13 protein-coding genes are annotated in these 21,058 nt (G+C 44.4%); 2 read left to right on the top strand and 11 right to left on the bottom strand.

Features of this window, described 5'->3' with window-relative positions; genetic code table 11:
• Nucleotides 1–66: 66 nt before the first annotated feature.
• Both L4C32_RS12345 and L4C32_RS12350 read left to right on the top strand, forming a co-directional pair.
• Nucleotides 67–1,695 (top strand): ABC transporter permease, encoded by a 1,629-nt coding sequence (locus tag L4C32_RS12345; protein ID WP_428197181.1) that lies wholly within the window; start codon nt 67–69, stop codon nt 1,693–1,695.
• Entirely contained in the window at nt 1,695–2,720 is a 1,026-nt protein-coding gene (locus tag L4C32_RS12350) for an ABC transporter ATP-binding protein (protein ID WP_428197182.1), read from the top strand. Before L4C32_RS12345 ends, L4C32_RS12350 begins: the two co-directional genes overlap by 1 nt.
• Nucleotides 2,721–2,782: 62 nt before the next feature.
• Here L4C32_RS12350 and L4C32_RS12355 read toward each other — a convergent pair whose 3' ends face one another.
• The 11 genes from L4C32_RS12355 to L4C32_RS12405 form a co-directional block, all read right to left on the bottom strand.
• Nucleotides 2,783–4,195, bottom strand: a complete 1,413-nt coding sequence (locus tag L4C32_RS12355) for a phosphoglucomutase/phosphomannomutase family protein (protein ID WP_428197183.1) — start codon at nt 4,193–4,195, stop codon at nt 2,783–2,785.
• A 73-nt stretch (nt 4,196–4,268) separates the two neighbouring features.
• On the bottom strand, nt 4,269–6,668 hold the full coding sequence (locus L4C32_RS12360; protein ID WP_428197184.1) for a glycoside hydrolase family 94 protein: 2,400 nt from the start codon (nt 6,666–6,668) through the stop codon (nt 4,269–4,271).
• Nucleotides 6,669–6,734: 66 nt separating this feature from the next.
• Nucleotides 6,735–8,648: a beta-N-acetylhexosaminidase gene (locus tag L4C32_RS12365; RefSeq protein WP_428197185.1), complete on the bottom strand. Its 1,914-nt coding sequence runs from the start codon at nt 8,646–8,648 to the stop codon at nt 6,735–6,737.
• 13 nt (nt 8,649–8,661) lie between these two features.
• Nucleotides 8,662–9,555, bottom strand: a complete 894-nt coding sequence (locus tag L4C32_RS12370; RefSeq protein WP_428197186.1) for a glucosamine kinase nucleotide-binding domain-containing protein — start codon at nt 9,553–9,555, stop codon at nt 8,662–8,664.
• Entirely contained in the window at nt 9,548–11,257 is a 1,710-nt protein-coding gene (locus L4C32_RS12375; RefSeq protein ID WP_428197187.1) for a glycoside hydrolase family 9 protein, read from the bottom strand. Before L4C32_RS12375 ends, L4C32_RS12370 begins: the two co-directional genes overlap by 8 nt.
• A gap of 27 nt (nt 11,258–11,284) precedes the next feature.
• Nucleotides 11,285–12,280, bottom strand: a complete 996-nt coding sequence (locus L4C32_RS12380; RefSeq protein WP_428197188.1) for an ABC transporter ATP-binding protein — start codon at nt 12,278–12,280, stop codon at nt 11,285–11,287.
• A gap of 48 nt (nt 12,281–12,328) precedes the next feature.
• Nucleotides 12,329–13,312 (bottom strand): ABC transporter ATP-binding protein, encoded by a 984-nt coding sequence (locus tag L4C32_RS12385; protein WP_428197189.1) that lies wholly within the window; start codon nt 13,310–13,312, stop codon nt 12,329–12,331.
• 1 nt (nt 13,313) lies between these two features.
• A complete protein-coding gene (locus L4C32_RS12390) occupies nt 13,314–14,339 on the bottom strand; it encodes an ABC transporter permease (protein ID WP_428197190.1) in 1,026 nt (341 codons plus the stop codon).
• A gap of 2 nt (nt 14,340–14,341) precedes the next feature.
• Nucleotides 14,342–15,328 (bottom strand): ABC transporter permease, encoded by a 987-nt coding sequence (locus L4C32_RS12395; protein WP_428197191.1) that lies wholly within the window; start codon nt 15,326–15,328, stop codon nt 14,342–14,344.
• A gap of 150 nt (nt 15,329–15,478) precedes the next feature.
• A complete protein-coding gene (locus tag L4C32_RS12400) occupies nt 15,479–17,155 on the bottom strand; it encodes an ABC transporter substrate-binding protein (protein ID WP_428197192.1) in 1,677 nt (558 codons plus the stop codon).
• A gap of 561 nt (nt 17,156–17,716) precedes the next feature.
• Nucleotides 17,717–21,052, bottom strand: a complete 3,336-nt coding sequence (locus tag L4C32_RS12405; protein WP_428197207.1) for a response regulator — start codon at nt 21,050–21,052, stop codon at nt 17,717–17,719.
• Nucleotides 21,053–21,058 lie beyond the last annotated feature (6 nt).

The raw sequence follows: 21,058 nt of genomic DNA on the forward strand, positions 1-21,058 counted from the left end.
GGTATAAGTTAAGAATATGGGGATAATAGCCCCATATTCTTATCAATAAGGCCTAGCTGTTTAGGAATGAAAGAAAAAATTCTATTTTTTAAAACCAGTAGTTGGATCCTATCATCCCTACTGGTTTTACCTGTTTTAGCCATCTTCTATACCAGTTTCGGTAAATCGGATGATGTATTTCTACATCTGATGAATACCGTTATGCCCACCTATATCTTAAATACAGTCTTGCTGGTTGTTGGCGTGGTGATTCTCTCTCTGCTTTTGGGGTTGCCGACCGCGTGGTTAATGGCGATGTGTCGTATTCCCACTGCCAGTATTTTACAGTGGGCGCTGGTTCTCCCTTTAGCTATGCCCGCTTATATTGTTGGATATATTTATACTGATTGGCTCGATTATGCGGGGCCGATACAGATCGTGTTACGAGATCTGTTTGGTTGGCAGTCGATACATGACTATTGGTTTCCAGATATTCGAACCTTAGCTGGGGCGATATCTGTCCTTTCATTGGTACTCTATCCTTATGTCTATCTGCTCGCTCGAGCGGCATTTATGGAGCAAAATATCAGTCTGCTACAATCTGCTCGTTTGTTGCGTTGCTCACCGTTACAGAGTTTTAAGCGTATCTCTTTGCCATTGGCCAGACCTTCTATTGCGGTCGCTCTATCATTAGTTGCGATGGAGGCTCTAGGGGACTTTGGTACCGTCAGTTATTTCTCTGTGAATACACTAACGACAGCGGTTTATGATACGTGGCTAGGCTACTCAAACTTAAACGCTGCCGCCAAGATTTCAGCCTTGATGCTAGTGGTGATTTTTCTATTGATCAGTTCTGAGCGTTATAGCCGCAGAAAGCAGAAACTGTTTCAAACTCAATTCTCAACCAATGAAGATCTTCGTTACCATTTAACGGGTTGGAGAAAGTGGCTAGCACTCACTTGGTGTTGGTTGCTGGTGGGTTTTGCTTTTATTTTTCCGTTAATGCAGCTCTGTTGGTATGCCTTTGACTACTTCAGTGAGAGTTGGACTGATGAATTTATGCAGTACACCATCAACAGTCTAATGACCTCATTTATCGCAGCTGTTGTGGCAGTAGTTATCGCTCTGTTGGTTAATTTTTATAATCGTTTCAGTAATAGTCGAGTTTCTACGTTGCCAATGCGAGTCTCTTCACTCGGATATGCGGTACCTGGAACGGTACTTGCGATTGGTGTAATGTTGCCATTAATCGCGATGGATCACTTAATGAATGATGTGGTCATTGGCTTAGGGTTTGGGCAAGTGGGTTTGATTCTATCAGGGTCAATGTTTGCCTTGGTTTTTGCTTTAGTCGTGCGATTTTCAGCGGTTGCTATTGGCTCGATTGAGAGTAACTTAAATAAGATATCTCCTTCGTTAGATATGGCCTCTCGAACTATGGGTTATGGTATCCCGGCGATGCTTCGTCGTGTGCATTTACCACTGATGCGCCGTGGGTGTCTCATTGCCGGATTGCTGGTGTTTATTGAATCAATGAAAGAGCTGAATGCGGCATTATTACTGCGGCCATTTAACTTTGAAACATTAGCCACTTATGTATTTAATTTTGCTTCGGATGAACAGTTAGAGCTTGCTGCTTTGCCTGCTGTATTATTAGTCTTAGTCGGGCTGGTTCCGCTAATTATTGTTAACCGTTCTTTGGAGAAATCTCATTGATGTCCACTGCATTATCGATTAAAGATTTAACCTATCACTACAATGGACAGAATATCCTATCTGACCTCTCTTTAGCGGTTGAAGATAATGAGATTGTCTGTTTGCTTGGGGCGAGTGGTTGTGGAAAAACGACGTTGCTAAAAGCGATAGCGGGTCTGCTGCCATTAACGTCGGGGTTAATGCACCTTAATCAGCGCGTCATCTGTGATGGTGAGAGCTGTATTGCGACCGAAAATCGTAACATCGGTATGATCTTTCAAGACTATGCTCTCTTTCCTCACTTAACGGTGATTGATAATATCGCTTTTGGGTTAAGACTCTGGGATAAACCACGAGCGCAAAAGAAAATTGAAGAGATGTTAGCACTGGTTCATCTCGATGAGTTTGGACTTCGTTACCCTCATCAACTGTCGGGTGGACAGCAGCAGAGAGTTGCCATTGCAAGAGCATTAGCGTGTGAACCCGATCTACTGTTATTGGATGAACCGTTCTCAAATATTGATACTCAAGTACGTCATGATTTGATCAAAGATATCCGCCGTATTTTTAAAACTCAGGGAGTGACCGCAATATTTGTGACTCACAGCCGAGAAGAGGCGTTTGCTTTTTCAGATAAGCTGGCTGTGATGAATAACGGTATTATTGAGCAATTTGGTAACTCTAGTGAGCTGTACCATCAACCTTCTACTCGATTTGTTGCTGATTTTCTCGGTGGAGGGAGTTATCTCTCTGGAACGGTAAGTGATGATCTTAGCATTAACACCCTTATTGGCAGATTGCCTTTCAGGGCGTTAGCACATCAACCAGGTGATCATGTTGACGTCTTATTACGACCACAACATGTGGTGATATCAGAAGACTCAGAGGGAGTTGCCACTGTTATTGAGCAACAATTTATGGGGGATAACTGCCGATATGTTGTCGAGATCGAATCGCAAACGTTGTTGGCCATTTCTCACCTCCCCTTGGTAGTTGGGCAGAGAGTCTCAGTTACTGTTGATGACCACCAGCCAATACTTTTTTAAAAAAATCCCAGTAGCATCCACTACTGGGGTGTCTCCAAACACAAAAAATGTACTGTAGAAAATTAAATCAACAAGAAGTTTTTCACCTGATTAACCAGCGATTCAGCGGTATGTTGATCCGCCATTTCAGCAAAAATTCTTAGCAAAGGTTCGGTGCCAGAGAATCGAGCAATCACCCAGCCTCCATTTTTAAAGTAGACCTTTAACCCATCGGCATAACTGACTTTCTCTATCTCATAGTCAAAATCAGGCAGTGCTTTTTCGATGTAGATTTTGTTATAAAGCGCCTCTTTATCTTCTGCACTGAATGTACAATCGCCTTCCGCTGTATAGGCATAGCCGTAGCGAGAGTATATGTCATCTAATAACTCAGACAGTTGTTTGCCTGTCACGCTGATCATCTCAATCAGTAAACTGGAAGCAAAAACGCCATCTTTTCCTTTTATATGACCTCGAATCGTCAATCCACCAGAGCTTTCTCCACCGATCAGTGAATCATCCGCCTCCATTTGCGAACTGATGTGTTTAAAACCAACGGGGACTTCAAAACTTTTTTCACCAAAGTCTGCAGCAATTTTGTCTAGAAGGTGAGTGGTTGCGATGTTACGAACCACAGAGCCGTGCCAGTTTTTATATTTCAGTAAGTAGTAGTAGAGCAGGATCAGTACTTCATTGGGGTGAATGAAATTACCTCTATTATCTATAATACCTAAACGATCCGCATCGCCATCGGTACCAATACCAATGTCATAGTTTTCATGAGCAACTAGGTGTTTTAAACGATAGAGAGTGGTGGCATTTGGCGATGGCATTAAACCACCAAAAGCGGGGTTTTCGCCATCATTGATCACGTCAACATCACAACGTCCGTTGATCAGAACGGTTTGTAGAGCATTTTTGGCCACCCCAAACATTGGGTCGATCAGTACACGTAAGTTGGCTTTTTTTATTGATTCCATGTCGATTTTAGCAATGATGGAGTCGACAAAATCGTTGAGCGGGTTGATGAGGTTAATCGTATTAGCGGCAACGGCCTTAGTGAAATCGAGGCTGCTAACATCGGAATCCGTAAGGTGTTCGATCTGTTGTTCGATCTTCTCTGTAATCGCTTCATCGGCATCACGTCCCCCTTCAATAAAGACTTTTATCCCATTGTAATCTGATGGATTGTGCGAGGCAGTAATACAGGCGGAATAGATCGCCCCTATTTTATTCGCTTGAAACATGACCACAGGGGTTGGTACGTATTTATCAATGAAACTGACCGTGATGCCATTGGCAGCAAGTACTTCTGCAAACCATTTTGCCGCTTTGTCTGATAAGAATCGACGATCATAACCAATAACAAAGCCTTGTGTTACTGCACCTTCGTTGATCATGATGTTGGATAGGGCTTGTGCAACCAAACGTACGTTATCTTTGGTGAATTCATCACCAATAAATGCGCGCCAGCCGCCGGTACCAAACTTAATCATTTTTTACTCCTAAAAGGGGGATGGGCTGAACCATCCTTGGTTTCAGCTACCATGAACTTGGTTTATTAGAGGGTTAACCCATAATGACAACAACGTGATGAACGCTACCCGCTTTTTGAGCAGGTATTGCGCCCTCAACTGCTTCTCCATTGAGAGTGATAGAGGTAACGCCTTTACTGACGTTGTTAGGGTTCTTAACCGTGATCTCAAATCTTGCGCCACGCCACTCGCGTGTCACTTCAAAGCCTGGCCACTCTGTTGGAATACATGGGTCAATAATCAATCCTTCAAAGCTGACACGTACTCCTAATATCCAGTTAGTGGCGGCCACATAGGCCCACCCTGAGGTGCCTGTTAACCAAGGGTGATTGGCGCGGCCGTGATCTTTGTGATCGCGCCCCATCACAAACTGCACATAAGAGTAAGGTTCAGCATGGCGAGTTTCTATTTGATCGTTTTGGTTATATGGGTTGAGGGCGTCGTAGAACTTCATCGCTTGATCACCACGACCTAGTTTCGCCTCTGCAACCCAAGCCCAAGGGTTCGGGTGAGAGAAGATGGCGCCGTTCTCTTTCACCCCTTGGTAGACACGAGTGACAAAGCCGATGTCATCATTCGGGGTTGCAAAAGAGGGGGCGTTCAAATGCAAACCATATTCTGAGAATAGATGCTCATCGACTGAGTCCATCGCTTTACGACCTCGTTCGTCTGAAGCGACACCAGACAGTACTGCTAGTGTATTTGACTCTAAATGAATCTTGCCTTCAGCTTGTTCATCGGTTCCAACTTTTTCACCGTTTTTAGTGATACCACGAATGTACCAATCACCATCCCACAGGTGATCTTCACAAGCACTTTTCACCCCTTCGGCCATGGCCGTGTACTTTTGTGCATCTTCGGTTCTGCCTAGGTAGTTAGCGCAATCAACAAACTCCTGCAGTGCCCAAAAGTGTAAGAATGAGACCATGGCTGATTCCCCACCACCTAAGTTTAAGCAGTCATTCCAATCAGCACGGAGCCCTTTACAAATACCGGTTTGACCCACATGTTTTGCCGAGAACTCAACCACACGAATCATATGCTCATAAACGGTACCTTCACCGCCATCTGCGTAGGTCACTACGTGGTCGAAGAACTCTGTTTCTCCGGTCTCCATCACATAGCGGCAGATAGTTGGAACTAACCACAACGCATCATCAGAGCAGGTATCGTCTAAGCCATGAATCTTATCGTCATCACTTGGGGTTGGTACCACCGTTGGTGATTTTGATGGCTCAACATCCGCCATCTCAGGATCAAACCAGTCAGGATCAAATAGGTGCAGACCATATCCCGCTTTAACTTGTCCACGAAGTAGGTCGATAATACGTTTTTTTGTCATCTCAGGGTTGGTATGAGGTACCGCCATCGAGTCCTGAGCGGTATCCCGGTAGCCTAAACCAGTACGTCCACCCACCTCGATGAAAGAGGCGAAACGAGACCAGACCACACAGGTTTCTGCCTGATAGAGTGTCCAGGTGTTTAGCATGGTATCTAAGCCTTCATTCGGCGATTTAACTTGAAACTTGTTGCAACGAGTCGCCCAATGATCTTTGATAGCTTGGAAAGCGGCATCCACATTACTGAGATCTTGATAGCGCTTTCGGAGTACTTCGCCTTCCCCTTTGCCAACCCCAAGGATATAAACAAAGCGAACCTCTTCACCGGGTTGTAGGACAAACTGTTTGTGTAATGAACCGCAATGGTTATAACAAGTTTGTGCTGAGTTAGAACAATGACCATTCTCTAAAGCAATGGGGTTTGATTCGTCACGATACGGACCTAAGAAAGCATCACGCTGGCTATCGTAGCTGTCTGGTTCAAAGCTTGAGGCTAAATAGTAAGTGCCTGTCTTTTCATCGGTGTTGTAATAAAGATCATACTCAAGCACACCATCTTGATAAGAAGTGCCCGCAGAGTAGAGGCTCATTTGGTGATTTTGATTGTCAGACTGAATGTGACTAAAAGAGAACTCAACAAATGAGAATGCACTGATGGTGCGGGGTGTATCGCTATCATTTTTAAGGACGATATCCCAAATCTGAGCGTCTTCCCCAACCGGTACAAATAGGGTCTTGTTGGCTGTGATGCCGTTATATTCACATTTGAACTTAGAGTAGGAGAGACCGTGTCTAACCTCATAGTTTGCTTCATCCAAGCTTTTCGCTACCGGTTGCCACGAGATTGACCAGTAGTCGCCACTCTCGTCATCACGCAGATAAACAAAATGGCCTGGGCGGTCAAACGTTGAGTTGGGGCGAAATTTAGTGACGCGATTGTATTCAGGAGATTTGTAAAATGAGTAACCTCCAGCATTGTGAGAGATCACTGTGCAAAAGTGCTCGGTGCCTAAATAGTTTGTCCAAGGAGCAGGTACGTCAGGACGTGTGATCACATACTCTCTGTTGGCATTGTCAAAAAAGCCGTATTCCATTTCTTTATCCTTAAAACTATCGTTTTTTACTATTGTTGTGTTTTATTCTGATTCGATTTATCACGCTTAAAACGCGTGATAATTAATACTTAGGCGATCTAATGTTGTTTTTTGCCCTTGTAGTCGAGATAAAAAATCTTCCCACTGTTGATGTTGATCATAGGTCCAGCCCACTTCTGCAATGGCGAGTAGTCGAGGAAACAGCATGTGCTCAATACGTTGCTGGTGGTCGATGACCTCACACCACAAGGCACATTGAATGCCCAATAGGTGTTTGCGAAGCGGATCGTCAGCGTCTAACTCATTCATCGGTTGATAGTGGTACACTTTTTCAAGAGGAAGGATGCCAGCCCAATCGACACCATGTTCTTCAGGGGAGGTACCCTGAACGATGTCTAGATAGGTGTACTGAGCCGGTTGCATCACGATGTCGTAGCCCTGTTTCGCACACTCTATTCCAGCCTGTTCGCTCGTCCATGAGTAGATAATGGTCTCTTTGCTCACCTTATCGCCGTGCTGTACCTCCTCCCAACCCAGCATGCGTTTTCCCTGTTTCTGTAGTCGACGTTCAACATAACGCAGTAGGTGGCCTTGCAACTCCATAGGATCTTGGTAACCCTGTTCTTTCATTAACTGTTGACACTTAATGCTGTCACTCCACACACCTTGAGGAACTTCATCTGCACCAATATGGACATAGTCGGAGTTAAATAGGGCGCAGACTTCATCGATGACATGGTCAATAAATTGATAGGTACCGTCTAGAGCGGGTGATAAGACGTTGTCGGTGTAATTTTGAATGCTGCGATAGACTGAGTGATCATCTGGATCAATCAATAGGTCAGGAAGCGATTTAATGGCCGCTCTGCAGTGGCCTGGAATGTCAATTTCCGGAATCACCTCAATACCGCGTTGTTCGGCATATAACACCACTTCTCGAATCTGTTTCTGAGAGTAAAATCCACCGTGGATCTCTGAGGTGTGTGAAAATTGAGGAACCAAATCAAGATCGGGTCCGCGCCAAGCGCCCACATCGGTTAATTCAGGAAACGCATTAATTTCGATTCTCCACCCTTCATCATCGGTAAGGTGCCAGTGAAAAACGTTGAATTTGTAATAAGCCAGCTGATTAATGAGCTGCTTTACTTGTTTGACCGAGTGAAAGTGACGCGCACAGTCGAGCATCATGCCACGGTAGTTATACTGAGGTTGATCGATAATATCTAAACAAGGGAGTAGGTAGTTACCACTATTTTGTTGATATGGGGAGCTCTGTACTAACTGCAATAAAGTCGCTGCAGCATTTTGAAATCCCTGTTTAGAGCTGGCTTCTAGCAAAATATAATCAGGGGTAATCGCAATGGAGTAGACACTCTCTGATAGATTCACGTTATCGATAAGTTCAATACGACCGTTATCAGCTTGAGTTATGGGTTGCTGAGTAAATGCGGATAACTCATCGATCAACCAGTTCGCTGCAGATAGTGCGATCGTCGAAGAGACGGTCAGCACACTTTGTGCTGAAAAATGGAAAATCCCTTCTGATTTGACGAGGTTGTTTGGTTTTGGGATCAGCGCCAGTTCTGATGGCGCGATCTTAGGCAAATCATACCGAAGGGGATGACTCGTTTTTAACGCTAAAGGGGTGATATCAACCGGCAAGATTGAATCTACAACTTGAATAGAGGCATCGGTAATGCCGCTAGAGAAAAAACGGTTGGGTATGCTTTTTACATCAAACTCAAAATAGAAGCTGCTATTAGCGGTTAATAGAGGCTCTTTTTCAGGGCAAAAACTGCAATAACTGCCGATTTGCGTTAAATGACCACGTTTAACCGACGTGGGAGTAATGAATTTCTCATAAGTAAAATTGAGCTGCCAATTGTGAAGGGCCACCTCACTTAAATTATGAAGTGTTAACCCAAAGCGGCTCGTCCCCTTTTCTTCAGAAATCACAGTAAGATCAATTCGGTAATTCATATAGGTTATTCCTTTAATGCTCGGTCAGCATAGAGTACAAGTTATGTTGTGCTTGCCCTGCGATCATAATGGCGCCTTCAATGGCATCTGACTGGGGGGGAACCAACCATTGGGATACCGTTGGGCTAAGCCAATCGAGGATGTGCTCGCCAATACTTCCCATCAAAGCAATATCAGTCGCTCCCTGTCGATTAAGGGCGATCAATAACATCTCAATGTCAGCTGCGGTCTGCTTAAGTAAAGCAATAGCGAGTGGATCCGCCTGTTTAGCGTATTGAAAGATCAAGGGTGAGAATTGAGCATAATCACAAGGTTTGGCCGTTTTTGACCAAGTGACTACTGCGTCAATATCGTGGTTAAACGTCGACATGATCTGCTCTGCCAATGGGGGATACTCTTTGATATCGTCAAAGCCAAGCAGAGTCTCTTGAATGGCTTTAAGTCCCATCATCGCGCCACTGCCATGATCTGAAATAGGAAACTCTCTTCCCCCTAAAACATGTTGTCGACCATCTTTAATGAGCAGACCACAAGAGCCCGTGCCAGCAATTAAAATAGCGCCACTGTCAGCGTTGTGGGCACCAAGACAAGCGCCATAAGCATCCGTATTGAGTGTCATGGAGGCAAAAGGGTGAGGTTGTTGCATAAACGCAAACCAAGCGGACTTTAGCTCGGCGCCAGCAAGGGCCAGCCCCACATCCATACGAGACAGAGCAGAGTTTGGTAGTTTGGCTTGATTCGTTGCTTGTTGAACCGCCTCAATAATGGCTGAGAGCGCTTTGTCTACGCCAAGTTGAATGTTTGCGCTGCCTGTCTTCGCTTCACCAAGTAGAGCCCCTTTATCGTTACGAATACGGGCACGGCATGAGGTGCCGCCACCGTCGATACCAACAAGATAATTAGTCATTATTGGCCTCTGCAAATTGTGACATGATCGCTAAAAGGTACCAGGCGGCATGGGGGATCCACTGCTCTCCCCAGCGCCAATTTTGCAATACATCGTCTTTATGTGGGACGGGATTAAAAGTAACATCACGCTCATTTTCAAAACCAGAAGTAATGCCATTACAGACACCACCTTTGGCATTAAAGAAGCCAAGCTGTGGCAGGTAGTCAGGGTTGTTATGACCATGACCATCTAACATGCAGATATCGAAAGGGTTTAGGCCGACAATCCAATTTAATGAGTGCTGAGCAAATTGGTCAAGTTTGGTATTCATCGATTCTTCATTAATCCAAGGCTTTGCCAGATAGACCATGGCGGCAAGCGAGCCTAGTCGCGCATTCTCACCCTGCCACCAGTAACCGGATTCATTGTCATGGGCGACAAAAAACGCTGAGTGCTTTTGCGTCGAAACAGGTTTGATATATTGTCGAGGGTAGCCAAATGGGTTGTTGACCTCACTGGATATGGACAGCTCAAACTGCAAGGCGTTGCTCACTACCAGACTGAAGTGTTTCACTTTGCCTGCGTTCTTCTCAATGGCTAAATATTGAGAGAGGGCAATAACAGGAAGTCCTGCTTCAGCAGCATGTGAGTAGGGTCTTGAACCATCATCGTTAGCAGACCAGAAGTGAGTTTGATTTTCATCCGACTGCTGACGAGACGCCAACCGAAGAGCCCAATTCTGAGCTTCACTTAAATAGCGTTGTTCATGGGTGCTTTTAAACAGTTCAACACTGGCAAGTAGGGCGCAATACTCATCAATAATGTTCTCAATACCGTCGTTCAGATAACTGAGGTTGTACTCTTTTAAGTGCCAGTAACCCAGAGTCGCGGCTTGGAGGTACTCTTGATTCGAGAAATCACCGCAGATGCTCACTCTTGAAGCCGCTGCTAATGCGGCAATGGATACACCGCCTCCTTGTCGAAATCCGGCGTGATAATCCGATGATTTATGTCCGTCTTGAGTGGAGAAAGCGCATACTTCACGTTGAGTGATATCTTTGCTCCACTTATCAAATACCGTCATATAAAAGTAGCCATCAGGATGCTGCATTCTCATTAAAAAATCAGCACCATGAAGTGCTTCTTCAATTAAGCGCACTCGAGAGTAGTCCGTTACCGCTGGTGCATCTTTTAGCAGTTCTAAACCCTTGAGCATATTCCAAACCACCATAGGGGTTTGTTGAGGGTTGAGGTAATTGGCGTAGGAGAGGTGACTTAGGTATTTACTCACATCCCCTGAAGCATCGTACCAACCGCCATGAACATCGACCTTGATATCACTTTTCAGGATCGAGGTTTGACGATCTTGCTTATCAAAGGCGCCGCCACTGCGTTGTGATTTGAAGTAGTGAAGCACATCAGAAAAGGTCTTCTGCATCAAAATTCCCTCTTGGATGCAAAAGACGTGAGACTGACAGGTTCCGACTTTAAGGTAGAACTCACCAACAGATTCAACCTCAGAAAAGTCGATGGTGTAGCTGTGACTGTGGCTCCACTCATCTGTGCTCCCCGACACTTTAAGTGGCAGCTGAATGAGTGTGCACTCATTATTGACCTGAATTAACTCGGCATAGGCATCCGTTAAAGGGGGGGGAGCGAGCAAGATTGCTTGCTTAAAGCCAATACGTTCATAGCCAATATGGTTGGTGAGCAGCTGCATGTGGGGTCTCCCAAAAAGCGCAGTAAATTAATTTTCGTATAAGTAACAGCGAACAAAGTGGTTATCTGAAAGTTGAGTAACTTCAGGCATTTTTTCTTTGCATTTGTCAGTGGCTTGTAAGCATCGGCCAGCAAAAGGACAGCCCAATGAACTTGGAGTCCATAGCGGAATATCGCCTTTTTTACCTTCAAGCTTGGTATGAATCGACTTAGCTGGATCTGGGACTGCCGAAACAAGAAGCCGGGTGTAAGGGTGTTGAGGGTTAGCGATAATCTGATCCGTATCTCCCCACTCAACCATGTGTCCGACATACATCACTGAAATGTCTTCAGCAATATAACGGGCAGTGGCAATGTCATGGGTGATGTATAAAAGCGACATCTGCTTTTCGAACTTCATCTCTTCCATCAGGTTCAGTACCCCTGCACGAATTGAGACGTCTAACATTGAAGTCGGTTCGTCAGCCAGTACCACTTCAGCGCCTACCGCGATGTTACGCGCTAAGTTGACACGTTGACGCTGCCCGCCAGACAGCTGATGTGGATACTTTTCCGCCGTCTCTTTCGCTGGGGTTAGGCCGACTTGCTCAAGCAGTTGAAATATTCGGTCGCTAAGCTCTTTTTTATTGCTCTTATTCACTTTTTTATGGATCAGTAACGGGCGAGCAATATGATGGTAGATAGTGTGAGTTGGGTTGAGAGAGCCGAACGGGTCCTGCCACACCATCTGAACGCCTTCTCGGAAGTTCATCATCTCTTTTTTCTTTTTGATCAGTTGAATATCTTGACCTTTATATTCAATCAAACCATCAGAAGGGGTATGCATCTTTGCGATCATTTTCGCAATGGTAGATTTACCCGAGCCTGACTCTCCAACGACTGCCAGGCCGCGACTTTTGTACATTTTAAAAGAGACGTCGTTGATGGCTCGCATCATTGGTTGCTGAAGTGTATTACTGCTGATGGTAAAATCTTTCACCAGATTTTTGCCTTCGACTAACAGTTCACCATATTGAATTGTCATACTTTAATTCCTTAAATCCTTTATTGAGCCTAGTGGCCATCAATTTATCTATGCGTTAGTTACCGCGATAGGCTCACCAAATAGGTGACAGTTAGATAAGTGATTTTGCTCAATGTGGCGCAGCACCGTAGACTGTTGGCGACACACCTCTTGCACACGTTCACAACGAGCTTGAAAGCGGCAACCCTGTGGGATTTCTAACAAATTCAGAGGATTGCCCGGTATGCCCGTTAGTTTGGTTTTCGGCCCAGTGAGCGGTGGAAATGAACTACCCAACCCTTTGGTATAAGGGTGGAAAGGGGTCTCTAAAATTTGCTTTGATGGGGCGACTTCAATCAGCTCACCGGAATACATGATTCCAATGCGATCAGAAAATTCAACCATCAAGGAAATATCGTGAGTGATGAAGAGTATAGAGAAGCCAAACTCCTCTTTCAGAGCATAAATCTTCTGTAGAATCTCACGCTGTACCACCACATCTAGTGCGGTGGTGGGTTCATCCATAATGATTAGCTTAGGATTAAGTGCCAATGCAATGGCTATCACCAAACGTTGGCGCATGCCACCAGAAAACTGGTGTGGGTAATCATTGAGGCGACTTGGATGAATGTCCACAATCTCCAGTAGCCCTTCAGCGCGAACAATCGCCTGCTTACGGGTCATGTTAGTGTGGCGCATGATGACATCACAAAATTGCTCTGACAAAGGCAGCACGGGGTTTAACGCGTTCATGGCGCTTTGAAATACCATCGACATTTCGCTCCAGCGGAATGCCTGCATTTTATCGTCGCTATACTCTAGAATATTTTCTCCATCGAACAGCACCTCACCACCAGTAATAAAAGCTGGTGGCTTATGCAATCGCATTAATGAGAAAGCAACGGTTGATTTACCACAGCCCGATTCGCCAGCTAAACCAAACACTTCACCTTTACCAATATCAAAGCTGACATTGTTTACTGCTCTAACGTCACCAGCTTCGGTGATGTAATCAACGCATAAGTTGCGGATTGAAATTTGAGGGGTTGTCATATTACTTATCTCCGCTCCAAAGTGCATTTTGAGGAGCAAGCTGTGGTTCACGCTCGCCTTTATCTTGGGTTGCCATCTTCTTCCAACGTTTCATGCCTTTATGAGAGCGCAACTGCGGGTTGGCGATCTCATCAACGGCGAAGTTCAACATAGCCAAACCAATCGCGACTAAGGTCAATGCGAAACAAGGGGCCAGAAGTTCCCACCAAGCGCCAACCAACATGGATGACGAGGTTTGCACGTTATAGAGCATGATTCCCCAGCTGATAGTACTAGGGTCACCTAGGCCTAAGAATGAGATGGTTGCTTCCATCATGATGGCGTACATCACGGAACCGATGAAGCTCGCACCAACGATTGAAATTAGGTTAGGTAGAATCTCAATAAAGATGATTCTGATTGATGACTCACCCAGCACTTCCGCTGCTTTAACAAACTCTTTCTCACGTAAAGATAACGTTTGTGATCTCACCACACGTGCGCCCCACGCCCAGGAGGTGCATCCTATTATTATCGCAATGGTGAGTGGCCCTGCCTCCCCAATGAAAGCGGCCAGTACAAACAGCAGTGGATATTGAGGGATAACCAACATGATATTCATGGCTGCGGTTAATATATAATCGACTTTTCCGCCAAAATAACCGGCGGAGACGCCAATCACAGTTGCTAAGAAGCAGACAACAAGACCAGAACCAAAACCCACTGCTAGTGAGATTCGTGCTCCATGGGCAAGCTGAGACCAAATGTCACGTCCCATGCGTGATGTCCCCATCACGTGCTCGGCTTTTTTGGACATCATCAAAGTACGGCGGTTATCGGCTAAGTTTTCTGCAATATAACCGTCTGGATTACTTTGAGCAGCTTTAACCACAAATGACGGGTACTCATGAGCATTACCTGTGCGTTTATTTGGCGCATGATCAGAGAGAAATGGAGCAAATACTGCGATAAAAATAAAGCTGAAGATAATACCTAAACCAACCAGCGCTTTAGGGTTCCCTTTTAGTAGTTTATATAAAGCTTTCATGATTACTTACCTCCCTTGCGTAGGCGAGGGTCTAAAATGACATAGAGCATGTCAGCAAGAAGATTAAAGAACAGCATAAACAGAGTCATAATAATCAGCTGGCCTTGCAGTACCTGATAATCACGAGAGTGAATGGCATTCAACATGACAGAGCCAAGCCCAGGATAGTTAAAGATAATTTCGACAATAAGCTGACCACCAATCGCCATACCTAATGCCATAGAGAGAGCGGTGACACTTGGCAACATGGCATTTCGTGCTGCATAGTTAAAGACGACACGGTTTTCACTTAATCCTTTGCCTTTTGCCATGGTGATGTAATCTTCACCCAGCAAGTTGATCATGTTGTTACGCATATTGATTAAGAAGCCGCCAATCTGCACGATAGAGGCACAAAATAGAGGTAACACCGCATGGTAGGCGACATCTTTTATGAACGTCCAGCTAGTCCAATCCGGAACCGTACCTGCCGTGTAAGCATAACCGGTTGGAAACCATTTTAATCCGACAGCAAAGGTGAACATGGCCAACATGGCGATAACGACTTGCGGGACGGCTTGCAGTACTAACATACCCGGAGTGATGAAGGTGTCATAACGACTGCCTCGTCTCCAAGCAGCAAAAATACCTAAAAACGAACCTAATGAAAAAGAGAGGATAACCGCAGTACCTGCTAGGAACATTGACCAACCCAGTGCACCATTCAACAGTTCATTCACTGAGAGCGGGTAGAATTTAATCGAGGTGCCGAGTTCCCAGTTAAGAATGTTTTTAATATAGGTAAAATATTGTTCATAGATAGGACCATCTACAAACCCTAATAACTCTTTCATTGCGGCAATGCGTTCTGGAGTGACCTGTACTGTTGCGTTAGCAAACATCATGGTAACGGGGTCACCAGGCATTGCTCGCGGAATAATGAAGTTAAGCGTTGCTGCAAAAAGTAGAGCAACAAAATAGAATGACAAACGTCTTAAAAAAATTCCCATATCTCTCACCTTACTTAACCAGTATTTATTTGCCTGTTCTGGCTTCAGGACGCAAAATCCCCTAACGCAAAGCGTCATACCTCTGATGTATACGTCGGTGGGGGATAAAAGGCGGTGCACAAAATGGGTGCACCGCAAAGGCAGTTTTACTTATTTAACAGGTTTTAGGTCCAATACGTGAAGAAGACGCTCAGGAATACCAGCCCAAATGTTTGGACGTCCTTTAGGGTTCTTCTCGTTCCACCAACCCGTGAAGCGTGTTGTGTTGTATTGGTACATGTAAGCACCAGATAGGACAGGGATAGTGACTTGGTTTTCAGCGATTATCTCTTGAATACCGTGAGCCATTTTCATCTGCTCAGACTTATCAGCCGTCTTGTAGAAACCATCCAACAACTTATCTAGATTAGCGTTTTTAAAGAAGTGCATCGCGAAACGAGGCATGCCTTCACCATCTTGAAGTGCTGAGTTATATGCACTGTTCCAGTAAAGATGCGGGTCAGCACCGTGGAAGTAGTTGGTATAGGCAATATCGTATTTACCTTCTAACATCGCTTGGTTATAAACCGCGAACTCAGGCGTACGTGCTTTGGTTTGGATTCCCACTTCTTCTAGCTGCTCTACAGCAAGTTGAACGGTGTTGTTCCAATCTGTCCAACCATTAACGGATTGAATGTCTAAAACCAACTTCTTACCTGATGGTGTCTCAACAAATCCATCACCATCGGTATCTTTAAAGCCCGCTTTAGCAAGCAGTGCTTTTGAGTTTTCGACACTGTAAGTGTTAAATTTCTTGTATTTGTTATGAACCGTTTCGTCTGACCATGCTTCAAATGCATAACCTAAACCCGATGCGAAATCATTGACGGTAGCGCCGCCATAGAAAGCGATATCAATGATAGTTTGACGGTCAATCGCCATACTGAATGCACGACGGAAATCAACATTAGTCAGTGCTTCATTTTTTGCAGAATCTGCATTCTTGAAGTTAACCACAAACGCATTGGTTCCTGATGGTGGGTACCAGTATTGGTGGTTTGGATTGGCTGATTTGTACGTACGGTCAATGTCTGGAATGAACGACGAGGTCCAATCAAGCTCAGAGTTTACAATTTTACCCAGTAGCTGGTCATTGTTTGCAATCTGTGGAACTCGTAGACAGTCAACCTCTAGGTTGTCGTTGTCCCAGTAGTTAGGGTTACGACACTGGATGTAAAGTTGAGGGGTAAAAGTGTCAATTTCAGTGAAAGGTCCAGAACCGACTGGATTTTCATTGGTAAAGGTCGTTGGATCGTCAACTTTACTCCATACATGCTCAGGTACGATAGCAACCAGAGACATCTCATAAGGAACGTTTGAGTTGGCTTCTACTAATGAGAAACGAACTTGATATTCATTCAATTTTTCAACTTTAGTGATCCACTTATTGATACCACGTTGGTCTAACGCAGGTTTATCTTTAAGCAGTTGATAAGAAAAAACAACATCATCAGCTGTGAATTTCTCGCCATCGGACCATTTAACCCCTTTACGGATATCAAAGGTGACTGACATTAAGTCATCTGACATACGGTAGTCTTCAGCCAAACGCATGACAGGTTTGTTGCCATGCATCTCATTGAATATAACCAAAGGCTCAAAGACAAAGTCAGTAGTTGTACGCAAGTTAGTTGCAAGGTAGGGGTTGAAGTTTTGAATCATTGTAGGGTAAAAATCAGATACTATCGTTAGTTCGCTGCGTGCTGCAGAAGCATGCGGAGCCGCAAGTCCTGCTGCTGCGGCAAATACTGCTGCTGCTAGTGTCGTTTTATTAATTTTGGCAAGCATAGCTGTTTCCTTACTTTAGCTTAATTATTTTCACTTATGGATGTAGTTACCATCGGGTAAATACAGCTCAAAGACCCACCACATATTGGGATATGACATTCAATATGAGTGGTCAGTAGGCCCTTGGTTATCTATAGGAAACAACGACTCGATAAAAACGTCAATTTCGTTGCTCGTTAAAAACGTCAAAATGGTCAAGTGTTACGTTATAAACGTTAAAATGGTTTTATTTTAATCGAAAATCCAGTTTTTTTAAGCGTGACTCACATCACCTTTCCTTCTGTGTTTAACGTGGGATGTAGGTGCTTACTAACTCTGTGCTCTTTTAATATAAATAGCCTGTAAGCCGTTGAGTTTTTTAGTGAGATGAGTCACGTGAACACAATAGCCTTAATGTTCGTAAAAAAATAATCTTAACGGTTTGTCGTGATTTGGTTCTCGTTTTGATCAATTAAGCAATAGAAAGAGGTGTTTTTTACGTTGTACACAGAACTTTTTCATACTTATTTTTTTAATGTAAAAAAGCCCGAAGTAAGTTCGGGCTCGTTGTTTGTTGCTGCTTTAGTCTGTTAATAACTTCTGCAGTTGATCACGAAGTTTTTCAACTCTCTGTCGGCTAGCGGTTGGCGACTGGCAGTGTTCGAGTACGTAATCAATAGTGTTGAGTACGGTACGCCAGCGAGGGGTTTTAGGTAGGGTTTCGACTCTTAAGTATTTATCCAGAGTACGAGTTTGTAGGGTACTTCTGTCGAGATAGACACGCCATAGGCCACTCTGTTCGGCAAGGGTGAACTTATCAGAGCCACTATCTTGCTGCCAATAATCAAGGGTCTCCGTCATTACATCGACCAAAATCTCACGCATGATTGTCGCTTTATCACTGCCTTTATTTTCGACCTTATCCGCGATGCGGGTAAACTCACCCCCCATCTCTTTTAGCTGCTGAAGTTTGTCTTTGTCACCATCGAATGCGTAACGAGAAAGTGCATCTACGGCATTTTCTAGGTCAAAAATACGCTGGATGTTATCGCTGTTATGTACGGATAAAATCACAATAGATAATAGGCCAGAGCCTTTTGGCATCGGTAAAATATCGGCAAAAATTCGCTGAACGTCTCCATCAATGTAGATATCAATGTCGCCGTTAAAATGGGTAGTTTGTTGTGTTAATGCTGGTCTTATCAATAATTCTTCAGTGTGGTAGCGGGTGAGCTGTTCACTGCTTCTTTTAAACAGTTTTGAAGCAGCATCATTCGCAAATTTAATTCGATTATCTTGCCTGATGCAGATAATTGCTTCAGGTGCTTTCTCTAACTGTTCAAGCAGATACCCTTGCGCCTCTAGGAGACCGGCCTCTACTTGCTCTCGACTGCGGAGTTCTTTTTGTAAATTGACATTCTCTTGTCGTCTCAATTCAGATTTGCTAGCAAGCAGGTGAGCATTAATACGGGCAGAAAGTTCCTGCTTATTAAAGGGTTTGGTTAAGTAATCGTTAGCACCAGCATCAAAGCCTCTTATTCTATCCTGAGTTTGATTCAGTGCAGTTAACATAATAATAGGGAGTTCTGCATGATCGTACTCCGCTCTTAGCGACTGACACACTTCATACCCACTCATCCCTGGCATCATCACATCGAGCAACAGCAGTTCAGGTTTTTCTTCTTTTAATAAGCTGAGTGTTTCTGGCCCGTCGGATGCGGTTTTGACTCGATAGCCCTCTAATCGGAGGAAGTTATCCAACACTTGCAGATTGACGGGCTCATCGTCGGCAATGACCAACAACGGACCGTCACTGTTCTCCGGTAGACTGTTATCGATCATGGGACTCGGTGAACTGCTCACTGGGGCTTGGAAGTGAGAGTGGGGGGCGTCTGTGTCACTGCCGGCTAAGGTTTGATCGGTAGCGATAGGTAAGGTAAAGCTAAAGGTTGCCCCTACCATTGGTTGGCTGCTGACGTAGAGATCGCCATTCATCAACTCAATCAACTGTCGGCTGATTGATAAGCCTAATCCGGCACCTTGACGATATCGGTTGGAGTCTTGTCCGGCTTGGATCAATGGCTCAAAGATGTGTTCTAACTGCTCAGGGGGGATCCCGTGACCAGTATCGACCACTTGAACGCGTATATTCTCATCAACCACCGTGGCTGAAATAACAATTTTACCTTCAGAAGTGTATTTGATCGCGTTGCCGATAAGGTTATACAGCACTTGCTCTAAGCGCTGCTCATCCGCCAAAACCACGGGAAGATCGTTAGAAACCTGATTAATGATTCTAACAGGTTTACTGCCTATTAGATGCTGAGATAACTCCAGAACTAAGCGGGTTGCTGAAGAGACATTAACTGGCTTCTTATTGATGTCGAGGCTGCCATATCGCATTTTGTGATAATCGAGAAGATCGTCAACTAAGGTCGCTAATCGTTGGCCGCTGTTGATGATGATCTCTAGTTGATGGCGTTGATGAGAGAGAAGTGGACCATTCGCACCAGAGATTAATGTTTCGGCGATACCCACCATTCCATGCAGAGGGGTTCTTAATTCATGGGAGGTGGTTGCTAAAAACTCATCCTTTAGCTTGTCAGCAAGCTGCAGTTCATCATTTTGATGTTGAATCGTGGACAAATTACTTTCAAGTACTCGGTTCTGCTCTTTGATCAGTTCGATCTTCTCTCTTACTGAGCGTTGCATCCTAGAAAAACTGATAGCTAAACGCCCAATCTCATCACTTCTTTCTGTACTTGAGATCTCTTGATCTAAGTCTCCTGCCGACACGCGTTCTGCAGCCCAGGATAATTTTAATAGAGGAAGGGTAATGGAGTTGGAGAGATAATGAGAGGCAATAACGACTAGAATAATAGCCAACATCATCGCGAATACAAATATCTTTTCTAACTGCTGAATTCTCAAAAATGCTTGGTTTTCTGGGAGCTCGACAGAGAGTGCCCAAGTTTGATTCAACACAGACACTGGAGAGTATGCCGATAGAATCATCGCCCCATCAGCATTGGCAAAGCTGCCCACGGCTGAATCACCTTTTAAGGCATTGATAATGATGGTTGAGCTTAATTCGATATCACTGTCAGAGACATTGTTTATTTTTGATTGAAAATCCTGTCCCACTAACAGGTATGAGATACCACTGTTGAGATCGGAGGTTTGTTCGATGAGTTGAGTCAGTTTTTTATTCGACAGCTCAAAGATGACATAACTGTGCAAAAAACCCTGTTGAATGATGGGAGCAGCAAACCAAGCGACTTGATGATCGCTCACTTGATTAAAACCTGAAAAAATAACAGGCACATTATCTTTGTCACTCTGCTCTTTGACGGATTGGGCTACTTTTTTATAGGTTTCGGAGAGTGGCGTATTGTTGTATTTTCCGCTGAGTAAATTGGTGCCAAAGTTGTCCTTTTTTTGGATGGAGTAGACCACAGTTCCTTTTCTATCAACCAACAACACATCACTAAAATCGGATCGTTTCAATAATTCAATATAGGCCCAGTGATAACGCTTATGGATAAGTCGGTAGCGTTCACTGCCATTGTAGGCTTCAGAGTCAGAGGGGACAGGCGTTTTGATAACATGCTTAGATCCGCGAATGTACCGTTGCTGCGCATTCTCTCTCGCTTCTTGTTCTGTAAATCCTAAATCTTGAAAAGCACCGATCAACCCATAGAATCGACCGCCACTGGCGTTAGCAAGTTCTGAGTGAGCAAAGCTGAGGACCTCAGACTCCTTCGCTTGGAAGTAAGTACGTATTTGTTGTTGTTTATTATCACGCAAAGAGGCGAGGTGATTGGTGCTCTGTTGTTCTAAATCTTGACTGTGCGAGTGAAGAAAAAATAGGGCAATTAAGGTAAGAGGAGTAATGCTTAAAAAGAGAAAAGCCACCATTAATTT

Source organism: Aliivibrio kagoshimensis (assembly GCF_050337105.1).
GTDB classification, from domain to species: Bacteria; Pseudomonadota; Gammaproteobacteria; order Enterobacterales; family Vibrionaceae; genus Aliivibrio_A; species Aliivibrio_A kagoshimensis.

What these genes read in the sequence shown, in the direction of transcription:
- L4C32_RS12405 (WP_428197207.1), bottom strand. Translation starts at nt 21,052, where the DNA reads ATGGTGGCTTTTCTCTTTTTAAGCATTACTCCTCTTACCTTAATTGCC.
- L4C32_RS12350 (WP_428197182.1), top strand. Translation starts at nt 1,695, where the DNA reads ATGTCCACTGCATTATCGATTAAAGATTTAACCTATCACTACAATGGA.
- L4C32_RS12365 (WP_428197185.1), bottom strand. Translation starts at nt 8,648, where the DNA reads ATGAATTACCGAATTGATCTTACTGTGATTTCTGAAGAAAAGGGGACG.
- L4C32_RS12375 (WP_428197187.1), bottom strand. Translation starts at nt 11,257, where the DNA reads ATGCAGCTGCTCACCAACCATATTGGCTATGAACGTATTGGCTTTAAG.
- L4C32_RS12360 (WP_428197184.1), bottom strand. Translation starts at nt 6,668, where the DNA reads ATGGAATACGGCTTTTTTGACAATGCCAACAGAGAGTATGTGATCACA.
- L4C32_RS12345 (WP_428197181.1), top strand. Translation starts at nt 67, where the DNA reads ATGAAAGAAAAAATTCTATTTTTTAAAACCAGTAGTTGGATCCTATCA.
- L4C32_RS12395 (WP_428197191.1), bottom strand. Translation starts at nt 15,328, where the DNA reads ATGGGAATTTTTTTAAGACGTTTGTCATTCTATTTTGTTGCTCTACTT.
- L4C32_RS12355 (WP_428197183.1), bottom strand. Translation starts at nt 4,195, where the DNA reads ATGATTAAGTTTGGTACCGGCGGCTGGCGCGCATTTATTGGTGATGAA.
- L4C32_RS12390 (WP_428197190.1), bottom strand. Translation starts at nt 14,339, where the DNA reads ATGAAAGCTTTATATAAACTACTAAAAGGGAACCCTAAAGCGCTGGTT.
- L4C32_RS12370 (WP_428197186.1), bottom strand. Translation starts at nt 9,555, where the DNA reads ATGACTAATTATCTTGTTGGTATCGACGGTGGCGGCACCTCATGCCGT.
- L4C32_RS12385 (WP_428197189.1), bottom strand. Translation starts at nt 13,312, where the DNA reads ATGACAACCCCTCAAATTTCAATCCGCAACTTATGCGTTGATTACATC.
- L4C32_RS12380 (WP_428197188.1), bottom strand. Translation starts at nt 12,280, where the DNA reads ATGACAATTCAATATGGTGAACTGTTAGTCGAAGGCAAAAATCTGGTG.
- L4C32_RS12400 (WP_428197192.1), bottom strand. Translation starts at nt 17,155, where the DNA reads ATGCTTGCCAAAATTAATAAAACGACACTAGCAGCAGCAGTATTTGCC.